Origin of the sequence: Brevundimonas mediterranea, from assembly GCF_014196125.1 — a bacterium.
Classification (GTDB): Bacteria; Pseudomonadota; Alphaproteobacteria; order Caulobacterales; family Caulobacteraceae; genus Brevundimonas; species Brevundimonas mediterranea.
In genome coordinates this window covers 197,210-211,543 of record NZ_JACIDA010000003.1, presented here as the reverse complement: position 1 = coordinate 211,543, position 14,334 = coordinate 197,210, and the positions used below count along the sequence as shown (strand labels likewise).

The 14,334-nt window shown below is 68.6% G+C and carries 15 protein-coding genes; 4 read left to right on the top strand and 11 right to left on the bottom strand.

All coding sequences use genetic code 11. The features are described 5' to 3' along the window. The first annotated feature begins 29 nt into the window (after positions 1–29). Complete coding sequence (locus tag GGR11_RS14735; RefSeq protein ID WP_183198192.1) at positions 30–308, top strand: glycine zipper domain-containing protein; 279 nt, start codon at positions 30–32, stop codon at positions 306–308. Between the two features lie 151 nt (positions 309–459). On the opposite strand, the gene GGR11_RS14730 is transcribed toward GGR11_RS14735, so the two are convergent. From GGR11_RS14730 to GGR11_RS14705, 6 genes are all read right to left on the bottom strand, one after another. Beyond that, positions 460–1,446 carry a mitochondrial fission ELM1 family protein gene (locus GGR11_RS14730; RefSeq protein ID WP_343051151.1) on the bottom strand — a complete coding sequence of 329 codons (987 nt, stop codon included), beginning with the start codon at positions 1,444–1,446 and terminating at the stop codon, positions 460–462. Further along, positions 1,443–1,865 carry a VOC family protein gene (locus GGR11_RS14725; RefSeq protein ID WP_343051150.1) on the bottom strand — a complete coding sequence of 141 codons (423 nt, stop codon included), beginning with the start codon at positions 1,863–1,865 and terminating at the stop codon, positions 1,443–1,445. The genes GGR11_RS14730 and GGR11_RS14725 overlap by 4 nt, the downstream gene beginning before the upstream one ends. Positions 1,866–1,869: 4 nt before the next feature. Then, positions 1,870–2,343 carry a transcription elongation factor GreA gene (gene greA / locus GGR11_RS14720; protein ID WP_183198187.1) on the bottom strand — a complete coding sequence of 158 codons (474 nt, stop codon included), beginning with the start codon at positions 2,341–2,343 and terminating at the stop codon, positions 1,870–1,872. A 146-nt stretch (positions 2,344–2,489) separates the two neighbouring features. Next, positions 2,490–2,690: a hypothetical protein gene (locus tag GGR11_RS14715; RefSeq protein ID WP_183198186.1), complete on the bottom strand. Its 201-nt coding sequence runs from the start codon at positions 2,688–2,690 to the stop codon at positions 2,490–2,492. A gap of 51 nt (positions 2,691–2,741) precedes the next feature. After that, the gene (locus GGR11_RS14710; protein ID WP_183198183.1) at positions 2,742–3,407 is read right to left on the bottom strand and encodes a glutathione S-transferase family protein; all 666 of its coding nucleotides are present in this window, start codon (positions 3,405–3,407) and stop codon (positions 2,742–2,744) included. Between the two features lie 59 nt (positions 3,408–3,466). Next, on the bottom strand, positions 3,467–3,667 hold the full coding sequence (locus tag GGR11_RS14705; RefSeq protein WP_183198181.1) for a cysteine protease: 201 nt from the start codon (positions 3,665–3,667) through the stop codon (positions 3,467–3,469). A 126-nt stretch (positions 3,668–3,793) separates the two neighbouring features. Here GGR11_RS14705 and GGR11_RS14700 point away from each other — a divergent pair, with 126 nt between their 5' ends. Continuing rightward, complete coding sequence (locus GGR11_RS14700; protein ID WP_183198179.1) at positions 3,794–5,089, top strand: dicarboxylate/amino acid:cation symporter; 1,296 nt, start codon at positions 3,794–3,796, stop codon at positions 5,087–5,089. Positions 5,090–5,096: 7 nt separating this feature from the next. On the opposite strand, the gene GGR11_RS14695 is transcribed toward GGR11_RS14700, so the two are convergent. The 5 genes from GGR11_RS14695 to GGR11_RS14675 form a co-directional block, all read right to left on the bottom strand. Beyond that, on the bottom strand, positions 5,097–6,416 hold the full coding sequence (locus tag GGR11_RS14695) for an amidohydrolase (protein WP_183198177.1): 1,320 nt from the start codon (positions 6,414–6,416) through the stop codon (positions 5,097–5,099). 76 nt (positions 6,417–6,492) lie between these two features. Beyond that, positions 6,493–7,788 (bottom strand): glycosyltransferase, encoded by a 1,296-nt coding sequence (locus tag GGR11_RS14690; protein ID WP_183198175.1) that lies wholly within the window; start codon positions 7,786–7,788, stop codon positions 6,493–6,495. After that, a complete protein-coding gene (carB, locus tag GGR11_RS14685) occupies positions 7,788–11,087 on the bottom strand; it encodes a carbamoyl-phosphate synthase large subunit (RefSeq protein ID WP_183198173.1) in 3,300 nt (1,099 codons plus the stop codon). Before carB ends, GGR11_RS14690 begins: the two co-directional genes overlap by 1 nt. Before the next feature lie 25 nt (positions 11,088–11,112). Next, on the bottom strand, positions 11,113–11,430 hold the full coding sequence (locus GGR11_RS14680) for a ribonuclease E inhibitor RraB (protein WP_008261382.1): 318 nt from the start codon (positions 11,428–11,430) through the stop codon (positions 11,113–11,115). Between the two features lie 125 nt (positions 11,431–11,555). Continuing rightward, the gene (locus GGR11_RS14675) at positions 11,556–12,257 is read right to left on the bottom strand and encodes an HAD family hydrolase (protein ID WP_183198171.1); all 702 of its coding nucleotides are present in this window, start codon (positions 12,255–12,257) and stop codon (positions 11,556–11,558) included. Between the two features lie 41 nt (positions 12,258–12,298). Between GGR11_RS14675 and GGR11_RS14670 the strand changes: the two genes are divergently transcribed. Both GGR11_RS14670 and GGR11_RS14665 read left to right on the top strand, forming a co-directional pair. Then, positions 12,299–13,009 carry an SDR family NAD(P)-dependent oxidoreductase gene (locus GGR11_RS14670; RefSeq protein ID WP_183198169.1) on the top strand — a complete coding sequence of 237 codons (711 nt, stop codon included), beginning with the start codon at positions 12,299–12,301 and terminating at the stop codon, positions 13,007–13,009. A gap of 50 nt (positions 13,010–13,059) precedes the next feature. After that, positions 13,060–14,334 carry a S41 family peptidase gene (locus GGR11_RS14665; protein WP_246331917.1) on the top strand — a complete coding sequence of 425 codons (1,275 nt, stop codon included), beginning with the start codon at positions 13,060–13,062 and terminating at the stop codon, positions 14,332–14,334.

Below are 14,334 nucleotides of genomic sequence, written 5' to 3'. Positions count from 1 at the left end.
TCTCGCCTCGGGTGCAAAGGGAGGCGGGGATGAGCGACAACAAGGCGGCTTTCTTGCCGGTCGGCATGGGCGTGGGGATTGCGATCGGGGTCGCGCTGGGGGTGGCTCTGGACAATCTGGCCCTGTGGATCGGGGTTGGAGTCGCCATCGGCGCTGGGCTGGGCGTGGCCTTCAGCGCGAAACCCAAGTCGAAGAGAGGCGAGGGTTCGGACGGCGGCGGGCCAGTGATTTTCGACGGAGGGGACACGCATCATCACGGCCATGACGGGGGGGACGGCGGCGGCGGAGACGGCGGAGGCGGGGACTGACGAGACCATCTTCCGTTCATCCCGGCGAAAGCCGGGACCCCGTTCTTTCGCTCGGCAGTGCGCTGGATCAAAACTGGTGGGCCCTCCCCATATCTGAACGCCCAAAGCCCTGGGTCCCGGCTTTCGCCGGGATGAGCGGAACGTAGTTGGCTTAGCGCGTCCCCATCGCTTCCAGCACAGCCCGCGCCGCGCGCTCGGTTTCTGCCAGGGGGCCGTAGGTCCAGCCGTCCAGTGTCCCGTCGAACGGACGGGTGGCGCCGCGTTCGGCCAGGTCGTCGTGCAGCCGGGCGAACTTGTCGCCGGACTTCAGCGCAATCATGGGCAGGACATGGACGGGCTTGCCGGTCGAGGCGGCCTCGGCGGCCATGTTGGCGCTGTCTTCGGTGACCAGGATATCGTCGGCGAAATGCAGGAAGCCGAACAGGGGATTGTCGCCGGTCCCGTCCCAGATCCAGCCCGGCAGGTCCGACAGCCGCGCCATCATGACGGCCTTGGCGGCGTCGGGCGTGCGGCGTGAGAAGGTCAGCATCAGCGAACCTCCGGACGCGCGGACGGCGTCCGCGATCTGGTCGGCCAGATCCGCCGCGTGGGCCTCGGTCAGGTCGAAGGCCTTGGACCGGCCGCCGATCAGGACCGCGACCCGGGGGTGGGGCAGGGGGGCGATATGGTCCGCGAAGGCGGGGGCGGCCTGGGCGATCCGCTCGGGCGTGATGCGGTGGGGCGAGCCGGTGATCTCGAAGACATTGTCGCCCGACAGGCCGTCGTGTGCGGGGGCGACGACCATGTCGTAACGTTCCGTCGCCCAGCGCGGGTCCTGGGTCTGGACCACGAAGGTGCGGTTCTGGCTCCAGGCCTTGACGCGGGTCGAGAGCGGCAGGGTGGCGCGGCCGGTGGCGATCCACAGATCGGGCCAGGGCGCGGTCAGCGGGTCGGACGTCGGCGCCAGCATGGCTGGGGTCTTGAAGGCCGATGGCAAGCGGTCGAACAGGGGGCGCCAGCGGATGTGTTTGACGGCGATCTCGGCCGGGGTCAGGCGTTCAACCGCCTCGGCCAGGCCCAGGGCCTGGTTCTCGATGCCGGCGCGGCCGTCCGAGACGACCCAGATGGTCAGGACGCGGGAAGACGAGGGGGCGGTCACGCGTCGATCGACGCCGGCCTGACCCATGTCATGGCCTCGAGCTTGTTTCCGTCAGGGTCGCGCAGGAAGGCGGCGTAGTAGCCTGGCGCGTAGTCGGGCCGGAAGCCGGGGGCGCCGTCATCGCGGCCGCCCGCCGCCAGGCCCTGGGCGTGGAAACGATCAACGGCGCCCCGATCGGATGCGGCGAAACAGACATGCACGCCATTGCCGGCCGAGCATGGCTGGCGATCATGGGGGATGGAGGCCCAGAACTCGGGAAAAGCGCGGCCATAGGCCACGCCCATGACATGCTCCATGACCCTGTTGATCCCCAATGCGCCGAGCGCAGCGTCATAGAAGGCGGCCGCCTTCACAAGGTCGGAGACGCCCACAGAAACATGCGACACCAAAGGCGGGCGTGTTCCTGCGGCGTCGGTCACGATCTTACTTCCACTCGACCTTGAGGATTTCGTAGGCCTTGACGCCGCCGGGGGTGTTGACCTCGACCACGTCGCCGACTTCCTTGGAAATCATGGCGCGGGCGATGGGCGAGGCGATGGAGACCTTGCCCTTCTTCACATCGGCTTCGTGTTCGCCGACGATCTGATAGCGGGCCTCATCCTCGGTGTCCTCGTCCACCACCGTGACGGTGGCGCCGAACTTGACCTGGCTGCCCGACAGTTTCGACACGTCAATGACCTGGGCGCGGCTGATCTTGTCCTCGATCTCGGCGATCTGGCCTTCGATCCAACCCTGACGCTCCTTGGCGGCATGGTATTCAGCGTTTTCGGACAGGTCGCCATGCTCGCGGGCCTCAGAGATGGCCGCAATGACGCTCGGCCTTTCGACCGACTTCAATTGCTTCAGTTGATCGTCGAGGGCGCGATAGCCCTCGGCCGTCATCGGCACTTTTTCCATTGGTGTCGTGATTTTTCTGGTTCGCCCGGAGACTGGAAAGACGCGGAGTAGGCACACAAAAGGCCGCGGGGCGGGCGCGGCCGGGCATCAATATTAGGGTTTCTCGTTCAGGAATTCAAGAGCGAGGCCTGTTATCGATGGAGGCGTCAAGCGCGGGCGGGCGGTTCGGACTTGTTGTCGCGGCGCAGAACGCCCTTGATCAGGCTGTAGGCCAGCCAGGCGACGGCGGCCAGACCGGCCAGCATGAAGAGGCCCGACACAAGGGCGGCGCCGGCCGCCATGAAGGCCAGGACGAAGGCTACCGCCGCCGTCAGGCCCGCTACGATCTGGATGGTTCGAAACTGCATGGACTCCTAACGTCCGGCAGGGCGCGGGGTTGCGTCCGACGCCCCTTCGCCTCAGGCGTAGCTGTAGGCCCCGCCCCGTTCCAGCGCGCGGCGGTAGGCCGGACGGGCATGGATCTTGTCGAGGAAGGCCTTCAGCCGGGGCTTGGTCGCGGCGTCGAAGGCCCGGTCGGCGCCGGCCTCGACAGGGAAGCTCATCATGATGTCGGCGGCGGTAAACTGGTCGCCGGCGAACCATTCCGACCGACCCAGTTCGCTCTCCCAGAAGCCCACATGGGTGCGAAGCTGGGGATCGACGAAGCTCTTCAGGGCCTTGGCCGCGATGCTGTTGACCAGAGGCTTCAGCAGGGCGGGCGCGCGACGCGGCAGCATGGCGAAGACCAGCTTCAGCAGCAGGGGCGGCATGGCTGAGCCCTCGGCATAGTGGAGCCAGTAGGTAAAGCGCCGCCCATCCTCGGTTCCAGCGGCGGGGCGAAGCCGGCCGGCGCCATAGGTTTCCAGCAGATACTCGACCACGGCGCCGGTTTCGGCGACCTTGACCCCGCCGTCCTCGATCACGGGGGACTTGCCCAGCGGGTGAATGGCCAGCAATTCGGGCGGCGCCAGGCGGCTGGACGCGTCGCGTTCGTAACGGATCACCTCATAGTCCAGGCCCAGTTCTTCCAGCAGCCACAGCACGCGCTGAGAGCGGCTGTCGTTCAGGTGGTGGACTTTTATCATGGAGGGACTCCGTTCGAACGGCGACGACTATTCCGCGCCGCCGCCGGGGAAGTCCAGACCTATCGCGGGGTGCGGCCGCTCCAGCGGGTGCGGGGTTGCGGGCGCGCCTTGGGGGCTGCGCCTTCGCGGCGATTGCGCCAGACCTCATAGGCCAGGGTGGCGAGCGCCAACTTGCCGGCGTGCCGTCCAGCGACGCGGCGGCCGCCCCGTGACAGAAGCAGGCCGCCGAGCAGCGGGACGAGTTTGTTCAGACGGGACATGGAAATCTCCTTCGTCGGCTCAACGCGTCGGTGGGCGTCGCGTTTCGGCCTGCGACGACATGAACTGAAAAGCGTCCGGTGAAGGTTTGGCGCGCACGACGGCGAAAGCGGTGCTAGCCCTGCGTTATGAACAGATCTCGCGTCGTCGCCTTCTTCACCTCTCTGAGCTTCTTCGTCATTGCGGCCCTGGTCGCCGGGGTCGTCGTCGGCGCCCTGGCCCAGGAGGCGGCCGCGCCGTGGCTGACGGCGTCGCTGGGCGTGGTCGAGAGCCTGGGCCAGGTGTGGCTGAACGCCCTGCGGATGACCGTCATTCCCCTGGTGTTCAGTCTGCTGGTGACGGGCATCGTCTCCATCGCCGACGCGGCGGCGACGGGGCGGATCGCGGTGCGGTCGTTGATTGTGTTCGGCGTGCTGCTGGTCGGGGCGACCGTCTATGCGATTCTGGCGGGCCTGGGTCTGCTGGCCCTGTGGCCGATCGATCCGGAGGCGGGGCGGGCGCTGTTGGCCGGGGTTCCGGCGGATTCGCTGGCGACCGTGGGCGAGGCGGCGCGGACCGACGGGCTACGGGCCTTCCTGGCCAGTCTGGCGCCGGCCAATCTGATCAAGGCGGCGGCGGACGACGGGGTGCTGGCCGTGGTGGTCTTCGCCCTGGCCTTCGGTTTCGCCGCGACCCGGATCAAGGCCGAGCTGCGCAGGCCCCTGGCGGGCTTCTTCGAGGCGGTGGCCGAGACTCTGGTGGTGATCGTCCACTGGGTGCTGCTGGCCGCGCCGTTCGGAGTCTTCGCCCTGGCGCTGGGCGTGGGCTTGCGAGCCGGCATCGGGGTTGCGGGCACCCTGGCCCATTATGTCGCCATCGTCTGTCTGAGCCAGATCGGCCTGATCCTGCTCATCTACGTCGTCGCGACGGTCTGGGGGCGGATTTCGCTGGGCCGGTTCGCGCGCGCCGTGGCCCCGGCCCAGGTGGTGGCGGTCTCGACCCAGTCGTCGCTGGCCAGCCTGCCGGTGATGATCGAGCGGGCGCGCGACTGGCTGGGCGTGCCCCAGACCTCGGCCGGCTTGGTCCTGCCGCTGGCGGTGGCGGTGTTCCGCATCACCAGCCCGGTCGCCAACCTGGCGGTCTGTCTCTATGTCGCCCAGCTGAACGGGGTGGAGCTGAGCTTGGCCGCCCTGATCGCAGGCGGTTTGACCGCGATTGCCGTGTCCATCGCCTCGGTCGGCCTGCCGGGTCAGGTCAGCTTCTTCGCCAGCGTCGGCCCCATCTGCCTGGCCATGGGCCTGCCGCTGGGGGTGCTGCCGCTGCTGCTGGCGGTCGAGGTCATCCCCGACATCTTCCGCACCGTCGGCAATGTCACCGGCGATCTGGCCGCGACGCGGATCGTGGCGGGCGAGGATGGGGAAGAGGAGGCGGCCGAAGCCGCCTAGTTCGCCTCTAGTTCGTCCGGGGCATCAGCCCCTCGGCCGCCGCGACCGAGGCCTCGACGCCCAGGGTGACGGCCGGTTCAGGGGTGATCTTGAACAGGGGCGAATGGTGGCCGGCGGCTTGCTCCAGCTCGGCCTCGGGCGTGCCGCCGACGCTGAAATAGACGCCCTTCACCCCGGTCTCGGGCTGGACGAAATAGGCGAAGTCCTCGGCCCCCATGCCGGTGCGCGGGCTGTCGCGCAGCACGTCCGGCCCGAAGGTCGAGGCGAAGATGTCGCGCACCCGCTGGGCGGTCTCGCGATCGTTGATGGTGGCCGGCGTGGTCTCGGTCGCCGAGCGGGTCACGACGGGCAAGCGGTCCTCCGGCACGTTCAAGGCCAGGGCCGTGTTGCGGGCGACCCGGTCGATGCCGTCCAGCAGGGTGGTGCGAACCTCGGGGCTGTCGGCGCGGACGGTCAGTTGCAGATCGACCTGTTCGGGAATGATGTTGTGCTTGATGCCGCCGTGGATCGATCCGACGGTGACGACCGCCCCCTCCAGAGGATTGACCTCGCGGCTGCGCAGGGTCTGGAGCGAGACCACGATCTGGGAGGCGACCAGGACGGGATCGACCCCCATGTGCGGATAGGCGCCGTGCGTGCCCACGCCGCGCACCGCGATGTCGACGCTGTCCGAACTGGACGAGGTGATGTCCAGCGGGGCCTCGATCTTGCCGGTCGGGGTGTCGGCCGAGACGTGGAAGGCCAGGGCGTAGTCCGGCTTGGGGAAGCGGGAATAGAGGCCGTCCTGCATCATGGCGCGGGCGCCGAAGATCCGCTCCTCCGCCGGCTGGCCGATCAGGACCAGGGCGCCGGACCAGTTGGCCTTGCGCGCCGCCATCTGGCGGGCCGTGCCGACCAGGGCCGTGATGTGCACGTCATGGCCGCAGGCGTGCATGACCGGCTTGTCGACCCCGTCGGCGTCCAGCTGGCGCGCCGTCGAGGCGTTGGCCAGGCCCGAGCGTTCCTGCAGCGGCAGGCCGTCCATGTCGGCGCGGATCATGACCGTGGGGCCGACGCCGTTCTTCAGCACGGCGACCACGCCCGTGCCGCCGACGCCGGTCGTGACCTGATAGCCGAGCGCCGTCAGCTCGCGCGCCAGCCGCGCCGAGGTCTGGGCCTCCTGCCCCGACAGTTCGGGATTGCGGTGGAACCAGTCGAACAGGGTCGCGAGATTGGCGTCATAATCCGCCTTCACCGCCGCCTTCAGAGCGGCGTCCTGCGCCAGGGTGGGCGTGCCGCAGGCCAGGGCGAGAACCATCGCCGTCGTCGTCAGTATCGCGCGTTTCATGTTCGATCCCCCATTTCCCCGCAGAGACCTTAGACCCGGATCGCGGCGAGGCAAGGGGCGTCCCGTTGAGGTTTGCTCACGAGGGGCGGAGGAGGGCGCTGATGCGCGCGGCCGCGGCGGCAGCGCCGTCCTGGGCGCGGACCTGAGGGGCGACCGCCTCGGCGCGGGCCGAAACCAGCGGATCCTCCGCCAGCGCGCGAAGGGCCGCCGCGACCGTGTCAGACCTGTAGCGAGGTCGCGCCAGCGACCGACCGCAGCCCAGCCGAACCACGCGGGCGGCGTTGTCATACTGATCGCCGAGGTGAGGCACGACCAGTTGCGGGCGACCGCTGCTCAGGGCCTGATGGACGGTGCCGATCCCGCCCTGATGCACGATCGCCGCCGCGCGGGGGAACAGAAGGGAGAAGGGGGCGTAGGCCGCGACATGGATTTTGGCGTCGGCTTTGGCCAAGGTTTGGTCGCCGTCAGGCCCCACCAGCAGGACGGCGCGATGGGCCAACCGGCGGGCGGCCTTGAGGCTCTCGACATAGAAGTCGCCGGGGATGTTCACCGCCGCGCTGCCGAGGGTGAAGACCAGCGGCGGAGGCCCGCCCTTCAGGAAGGCCTCGAGGTCGGGAGCAAGGGCGGAGGGCCCCCCGGTCTCGCTGTCGTAGGCGGCGTAACCGACGACGGCGAAGTTGGGAGCGGCGTCGGCTTGGCGGGGGCTCAGCAGGGGCGAATAGAGGCCCAGATACAGGTCCGCCGAACGGCCTGCGTCGAAGACGATGTTGTCCTTGGTCTGCGGCAGACCCAGCGAGGCGCGGATGGCGTTCATCGGCGCGGTCCAGCGGGCCGTGCTCATCCGACCCAACGCCCTGGTGAGATCATTCAGCCAGAGTTGAGGCCCGCTGGTCGCCGGTTTCAGCCAAGGCGCGGCGGGGAGGAAGGGCGGGTCGTAACGCGAGAAGACCATTGTCGGCTGGAGCGACACCGCCACGCAGGGAATGCGCCAGTGCTCTGCCGCAAACTGCGCCCCGATGGCGAGGGTGGAGCCCACGACGGCGGCGGCGCCTTCTGTGACGGCGATCAGCTGTCGGGCGGCGTCTTCGGCCCGAGGCAGCAGGATGTCGCCGAACAGGAAGCGATCAGATTTGGCGATGGCGGCGGTGAGGGCCGACAGGTCCATGCCGGTGTCGCGCGTCAGGTCGGCGATGCTGGGGCCGACCTGATGAAAGGTCAGACCCGCAGCCTCGATCTTGTCGCGGTAGTCGACTGCCGTAGCGATCCCGACCTTATGGCCGAGCGATTGCAGGGCGCGGCCCAGCGCTATGAAGGGATGCAGATCCCCCAGGGAGCCGCCGGTCGCCAGAACAATGCGACCGGCGTCAGGCATCAGGCGTAATCCTGGATCGGTCGGACATCCAGGTCGCCGGCCTTGATGGCGCCGATGGCCTGGGCCGCGGCCAGGGCGCCGGCGGTGGTGGTGTAGTAGGGGATCTTCATCATCAGGGCGGTGCGGCGCAGGCTGAAGCTGTCCTGAAGCGACTGTTTGCCCGAGGTGGTGTTGAAGACCAGGTGAACCTCGCCGTTCTTCATGGCGTCGACGATGTGGGGGCGGCCTTCCAGCACCTTCTTGACCAGGCCGACTTCGATGCCCTGCGCAGCCAGATAGTCGCGGGTGCCGCTGGTGGCGATGATGGAGAAGCCCTCGGACAGCAGGGTCTTCACCGCATCGATGATGAAGGGCTTGTCGTCCTCCTTGACCGAGACGAAGGCGCAGCCGGCCGTGGGCAGGGTGGTTCCGCCGCCGATCTGGGACTTGGCGAAGGCGCGGGCGAAGGCGGGGGCCATGTCGGCCTCGCCCTCACGCTTCCAGTCCAGGCCCATGACCTCGCCGGTCGAACGCATTTCCGGGCCCAGGATGGTGTCGACCCCGGCGAAGCGGGCGAAGGGGAAGACGGCTTCCTTGACCGCGATATGGTCGTAGGGCTTGTCGGTCAGGCCGAAGGATTTCAGCGGCACGCCAGCCATGACCTTGGCGGCGATGGCGGCGATCGGCTGGCCGATGGTCTTGGCCACGAAGGGCGCCGTGCGGGACGCGCGCGGGTTCACTTCCAGCACGAAGATGCGCGGGTTCTCGCTGTGCGGTTCTTCGATAGCGAACTGGACGTTCATCAGGCCGCGCACCTTCAGGGCCTTGGCCATTTCGGTGGTCTGACGCTTCAGCTCGGCCACCGTCTCGGCCGACAGGGACCAGGGCGGCATGGAGCAGGCGCTGTCGCCCGAGTGGACGCCGGCTTCCTCGATATGTTCCAGCACGCCGGCGACGAAGACCGTCTCGTCGTCGCACAGGGCGTCCACGTCCACCTCGGTCGCGCGGTTCAGATAGTGGTCGATCAGGACGGGGTCGGAGCCCGAGACGCGCATGGCCTCGTGGACGTAGCGGTCCAGTTGTTCGCGGTCGTGGACGATCATCATGCCGCGGCCGCCCAGGACGTAGGAGGGGCGCAGCACGACGGGATAGCCGACCTCTTCCGCCTTCTGGGCGGCCTCTTCGGCCGAACGGGCCAGGCCGTTGGGCGGCTGTTTCAGGCCGATGGCCTCCAGCATCTGCTGGAAGCGCTCGCGGTCCTCGGCCAGGTCGATGGAGTCGACGCTGGTGCCCAGGACGGGGATATTGTCCTCTTGCAGGGCGTGGGCCAGCTTCAGCGGGGTCTGGCCGCCGAACTGGACGACGCAGCCGATCAGGTCGCCGTTCGAACGTTCGACCTCGATCAGCTCCAGCACGTCCTCGGCCGTCAGCGGCTCGAAATACAGGCGGTCGGAGGTGTCGTAGTCGGTCGAGACGGTCTCGGGGTTGCAGTTGACCATGATCGACTCGACGCCGATGTCGTCGAAGGCGAAGGCCGCGTGGCAGCAGCAGTAGTCGAACTCGATCCCCTGGCCGATCCGGTTGGGACCGCCGCCCAGGATGATGGCCTTCTTCTTGTTCGTCGGCTGGGACTCGCACTCGGGGATCTGGCCCAGGGCGCCGGTCTCATAGGTCGAATACATATAGGCGGTGGCGCTGGCGAACTCGGCCGCGCAGGTGTCGATCCGCTTGAAGACGGGGCGGACGTTCAGGCCGCGACGGGCCAGACGCACGGCCTTTTCGGTCGCGCCGGTCAGCTGGGCCAGACGGGCGTCGGAGAAGCCCTTGGCCTTCAGGCGGCGGAACTCGGTCGGGTCGGTCGGCAGGCCCTTGACCCGGACATGGCCTTCCTCGCGCACGATGTCGGCGATCTGGCGCAGGAACCAGGGTTCGTAGGAACAGGCGGCGTTGACCTCTTCCACCGTCAGGCCGTGGCGGAAGGCTTGGGCGATGACGCGGATGCGGTCCGGGGTGGGGATGCCCAGGGCGCGGACCACGGCGGCGCGGGCGGCGCCGGCGTCCTCGACGTCGGCGACGCCTTCGATCTCGATCTCGTCGAAGCCGGACAGGCCGGTCTCAAGCCCGCGAAGGGCCTTCTGCATCGATTCCTGGAAGGTGCGGCCGATGGCCATGACCTCGCCCACAGACTTCATCGAGGTGCCCAGCAGGGGCTCAGAGCCCGGATATTTCTCGAAGGCGAAACGCGGGATCTTGGTGACGACATAGTCGATGCTCGGCTCGAACGACGCCGGCGTGACCTGGGTGATGTCGTTGGTCAGTTCGTCCAGAGTGTAGCCGACCGCCAGACGCGCGGCGACCTTGGCGATGGGGAAGCCGGTGGCCTTGGACGCCAGGGCCGACGAGCGCGACACGCGCGGGTTCATCTCAATCACGACCATGCGGCCGTCGGCGGGGTTGATGGCCCACTGGACGTTCGATCCGCCGGTCTCGACGCCGATCTCGCGCAGGACGTTGATCGAGCCGGTCCGCATCCGCTGATATTCCTTGTCGGTCAGCGTAAGCGCAGGGGCGACGGTGATGGAGTCGCCCGTGTGGACGCCCATCGGGTCGATGTTCTCGATCGAGCAGATGATGATGCAGTTGTCCGCCGTGTCGCGGACGACCTCCATCTCGTATTCCTTCCAGCCCAGCACCGATTCCTCGATCAGCACCTCGGTGGTCGGCGACAGGTCGAGACCGCGCAGGACGATTTCCTCGAACTCCTCGCGGTTGAAGGCGATGCCGCCGCCGGTGCCGGCCAGGGTGAAGGACGGACGGATCACGGCGGGCAGGCCGACGAACTCAAGCCCGTCAAGCGCCTCTTCCATCGAATGGGCGGCCTTGGAGCGGGGGCTTTCAAGGCCCAGCTTGTCCATGGCGTCACGGAATTTCTGGCGATCCTCGGCCTTGTCGATGACCTCGGCTTTCGCGCCGATCATCTCGACGCCGTACTTCTTCAGCGCGCCCGAGGCGTCCAGGGCCAGGGCGGTGTTCAGCGCGGTCTGGCCGCCCATGGTGGGCAGAAGCGCGTCGGGGCGTTCCTTGGCGATGATCTTCTCGACCATCTCGGGCGTGATCGGCTCGATATAGGTGGCGTCGGCCACCTCGGGGTCCGTCATGATGGTGGCGGGGTTCGAGTTGACCAGGATGACCCGATACCCTTCCGCCTTCAGCGCCTTGCACGCCTGAACGCCGGAATAGTCGAACTCGCACGCCTGGCCGATGACGATCGGGCCGGCGCCGATGATGAGGATGGACTTTATGTCTGTGCGCTTGGGCATCGCCAGCTCTTCTTCTTATTGAACGCTAATGGGTCACGACCGCGCATTCCCAGCCGTCGTACTCCAGCTGGAAGGCCGCGGCCCAGGTCTGCATCATGGACGAGACGGGAGCGAAACTCTCCGCATCGACGGCCATGGTGGTCTCGAGAATCGTCATGTCGCCGTCGCCGCGCGCGATGAAGCCGGCGCGCCGCGCCACCTCGCACAGATCGCCGTGGGCGTCTTCGTCGCCCAGGAAGAAGAACAGCGTGTGGCGCGGCGTCACGCCGCTGTCGCCCTGCTCGGCCAGCGCCGCACGCACCATGGCGTCGCGTTCGTCATGACTGATGTCCGAGGCGTCCAAGGGGCGACCTGATCCTTACGTAGTTTGCGCGCGCGTAGCCGCCGCAGGGCGTCGCCATGCGGAGGTCGCGTCGGGTTGTCGGTTAAGCGGCCCGTTTAGAGAGGGAGGGGCGGGGGGGCAAGAGCTTATCCATTGGCGATGGCCGCAATCCAGTCCGGCAGTTCGCCGATGCGGGACAGGGAGACGTAGCGGGGTTCGTTCACCGGGGCGTCGGCCAGCTCGTGGGCCCAGGTGACGTGATAGGGGATGTGGACGCCGAAGGCGCCGGCGGCGATGGCGGGCAGGACGTCGGACTTCATGGAGTTGCCGGCCATGACGGCCTCGGCCGCGCCGGTGCCGTGGCGGGCGAAGACGCGGTCGTAGGTGGCGCGGTCCTTTTCCGAGACGATCTCGACCGCCGCGAACCGGTCGCCCAGGCCTGAGGCCGCCAGCTTGCGCTCCTGGTCCAGCAGGTCCCCCTTGGTGATCAGGATCAGGCGGTAGTGTTCGGCCAGTTCGGAGACCACCTCGTCCACGCCGGGCAGGGTCTCGACCGGGTGGGCCAGCATTTCGCGGCCGGCGGCCAGGATCTCGCGCACGACCTCGGGCGGGGCGCCGCCGTCGCACAGCTCCATGGCCGTCTCGATCATCGACAGGGTGAAGCCTTTCACGCCGTAGCCGTAGAGCCGCAGATTGCGCTGCTCGGTCTCGGCCAGCCGCGCCTCGATGGTGGCGGCGTCGCCGTGATCGTCCAGCAGATCGACGAACCGCGCATGGGTCAGGCGGAAGATGGTCTCGTTGTGCCAGAGGGTGTCGTCGGCATCGAGGCCGACCGTGGTGATGTTCATGCCGCGCCCCTATCATGGGACGAAACGCGAGGGGAGACGGGATGAACGGATCGGCGGTGGTGATCGGGGCGACGGGCGGCGTCGGTCGAGCCTTGGTCGATCGCCTGATCGCGCAGGGGACGCACCAGACCGTCTGGGCGGTGTCGCGAACCGGGGGCGAGGTTGCGGGCGCACAGGTCCTGGCGGCCGATCTGGAGGACGAGGCCAGTCTGGCGGAGGCGGCGCAACGAATCGGCCAGGGCGCGGCGCCGACGCTGATCGTGCTGGCGACGGGCGTGCTGCATGACGGGTTTCAGCCCGAACGGAGCCTGCGGCAGCTTGAGGCGGATCACATGCTGAGGGACTATCGCGTCAACGCCGTGGGGCCGGCGCTGGCGGCGAAACACCTGCTGCCGCTGACGCCGCGCGATCAGCGGGCGGTGTTCGCGGCCCTGTCGGCGCGGGTGGGGTCGATCGGCGACAACCGGTTGGGCGGATGGCACAGCTATCGGGCGTCCAAGGCGGCGCTGCACATGATCCTGCGCAATCTGGCGATCGAGATGGCGCGCAGTCATCCGATGGCCGTGATCGCGGGCCTGCACCCCGGCACGGTCGATACGGGCCTGAGCGCGCCGTTCCAGAAGGGGGTGGCGGAGGGACGGCTGTTCACGCCCGACTATTCGGCTGAGCGGCTGCTGACGGTCATGGCGGCGCTGACGCCGGCCGACAGCGGCGGGGTGTTCGCCTGGGACGGGGCGCGTATTCCCGAATAACGCATATTCGTGACTTGAGAACCGCGCCGGTCTTGCGTCACATGGCCGGCATGTCCGTCAAAGGTTCCGCCCGGCTTTTCAGCCTCTTGTTGCTCAGCTTGCCGCTTTGCGGCGGGCCGACGGCCCTGGCTTACGCCGAGACCCCGACGGCGGCGGTCGTGGCCGCGCCCAGCCGGGAGCGGACGCGGATGAACCAGCGGGTGTTCGACACGGTCTGGAGCGAGGTGCGGCGCGGCTATTACGATCCTGATCTGCATGGGGTGGACTGGGGCGCGGCGCGCGATCGGTTCCGGCCTCAGGCCCTGGCGGCGGCCGACGACCGGGCGCTGTACCGGGTCGTCAACACCATGCTCGACCTGCTGGACGACGGCCATGCGGGCGCCAGTCCGCCGGCCGCCGTGCGCCGCCAGGACGCCCAGTATGCGCGCCGGGCCGTCATGGGCATGACCCTGATGCGGGGCGAGGATCCCGATCTGTGGACGGTGGAGCGGGTGCGCGACGGCTCTCCGGCTCAGGCGGCGGGGGTGCAGCTGGGCTGGACCCTGGACAGCGTCGACGGCCGGCCCTGGGGACCAGACGTGGAGGTGCAGGAGGGGACGCCGGTCCATCTGGTCCTGACGGACGAAACCGGGGCGCGCCGCGACACCATCCTGACCCCGCAGCTGATGGACGGGCCGCAGCCGTTTACGGCCGACAAGTCTAGGCCGGGGGTTCTGGTGCTGACGGTGGAGCAGTTCGATGCGGGACTGGGGCGCTGGCTGGGCGGCGAGTTGGACGGCCTGCCGTCGGATGTGGACGTGATCCTGGACCTGAGAGCCAATCCCGGCGGCCGGCTGTGGGAGGCGGAGTCGGTGTTGACCTGTTTCCTGCCGCGCGATCAGGTCTGGGCGACCCGGACCGGACGGAACGGGCGGCCCGTGACCCTGCGGGCTTCAGGCGATTGCGGCGACCGCAGCGCGCCCGTGGCCAATCCGGTCGCGGTCCTGGTGGATCGGGGCAGCCGCAGCGCGGCCGAACTGACGCCCGCGGCCCTGCAGGAGGCCGGGCGGGGCATAGTGGTGGGCGAGAAGACCATCGGCTCGGTCCTGATCGCCCAGGAGACGGACCTGCCGGACGGCGGCAAGCTGACGCTGAGCCGGGCGAACTTCGTCACGGCGGGCGGGGTGCGGCTGGAGAAACACGGCGTCACCCCGGATATAGCGGCGCCCCGCACCGTGGGCCAGCGCCGCGCGGGCGAGGACCCGACGCTGGAGGCGGCCATCGCCGCGCTCCAGGCCCGTGGGGCGGACCGGGTCCGGTCGGCCGACCAGCCCGCCGGGCTTTAG

Excerpts from the sequence above, each read along its gene's own strand:
- GGR11_RS14735 (WP_183198192.1), top strand. The coding sequence starts at position 30 with ATGAGCGACAACAAGGCGGCTTTCTTGCCGGTCGGCATGGGCGTGGGG.
- greA (WP_183198187.1), bottom strand. The coding sequence starts at position 2,343 with ATGGAAAAAGTGCCGATGACGGCCGAGGGCTATCGCGCCCTCGACGAT.
- GGR11_RS14715 (WP_183198186.1), bottom strand. The coding sequence starts at position 2,690 with ATGCAGTTTCGAACCATCCAGATCGTAGCGGGCCTGACGGCGGCGGTA.
- GGR11_RS14710 (WP_183198183.1), bottom strand. The coding sequence starts at position 3,407 with ATGATAAAAGTCCACCACCTGAACGACAGCCGCTCTCAGCGCGTGCTG.
- GGR11_RS14705 (WP_183198181.1), bottom strand. The coding sequence starts at position 3,667 with ATGTCCCGTCTGAACAAACTCGTCCCGCTGCTCGGCGGCCTGCTTCTG.
- GGR11_RS14700 (WP_183198179.1), top strand. The coding sequence starts at position 3,794 with ATGAACAGATCTCGCGTCGTCGCCTTCTTCACCTCTCTGAGCTTCTTC.
- GGR11_RS14695 (WP_183198177.1), bottom strand. The coding sequence starts at position 6,416 with ATGAAACGCGCGATACTGACGACGACGGCGATGGTTCTCGCCCTGGCC.
- GGR11_RS14690 (WP_183198175.1), bottom strand. The coding sequence starts at position 7,788 with ATGCCTGACGCCGGTCGCATTGTTCTGGCGACCGGCGGCTCCCTGGGG.
- carB (WP_183198173.1), bottom strand. The coding sequence starts at position 11,087 with ATGCCCAAGCGCACAGACATAAAGTCCATCCTCATCATCGGCGCCGGC.
- GGR11_RS14675 (WP_183198171.1), bottom strand. The coding sequence starts at position 12,257 with ATGAACATCACCACGGTCGGCCTCGATGCCGACGACACCCTCTGGCAC.
- GGR11_RS14670 (WP_183198169.1), top strand. The coding sequence starts at position 12,299 with ATGAACGGATCGGCGGTGGTGATCGGGGCGACGGGCGGCGTCGGTCGA.
- GGR11_RS14665 (WP_246331917.1), top strand. The coding sequence starts at position 13,060 with ATGTCCGTCAAAGGTTCCGCCCGGCTTTTCAGCCTCTTGTTGCTCAGC.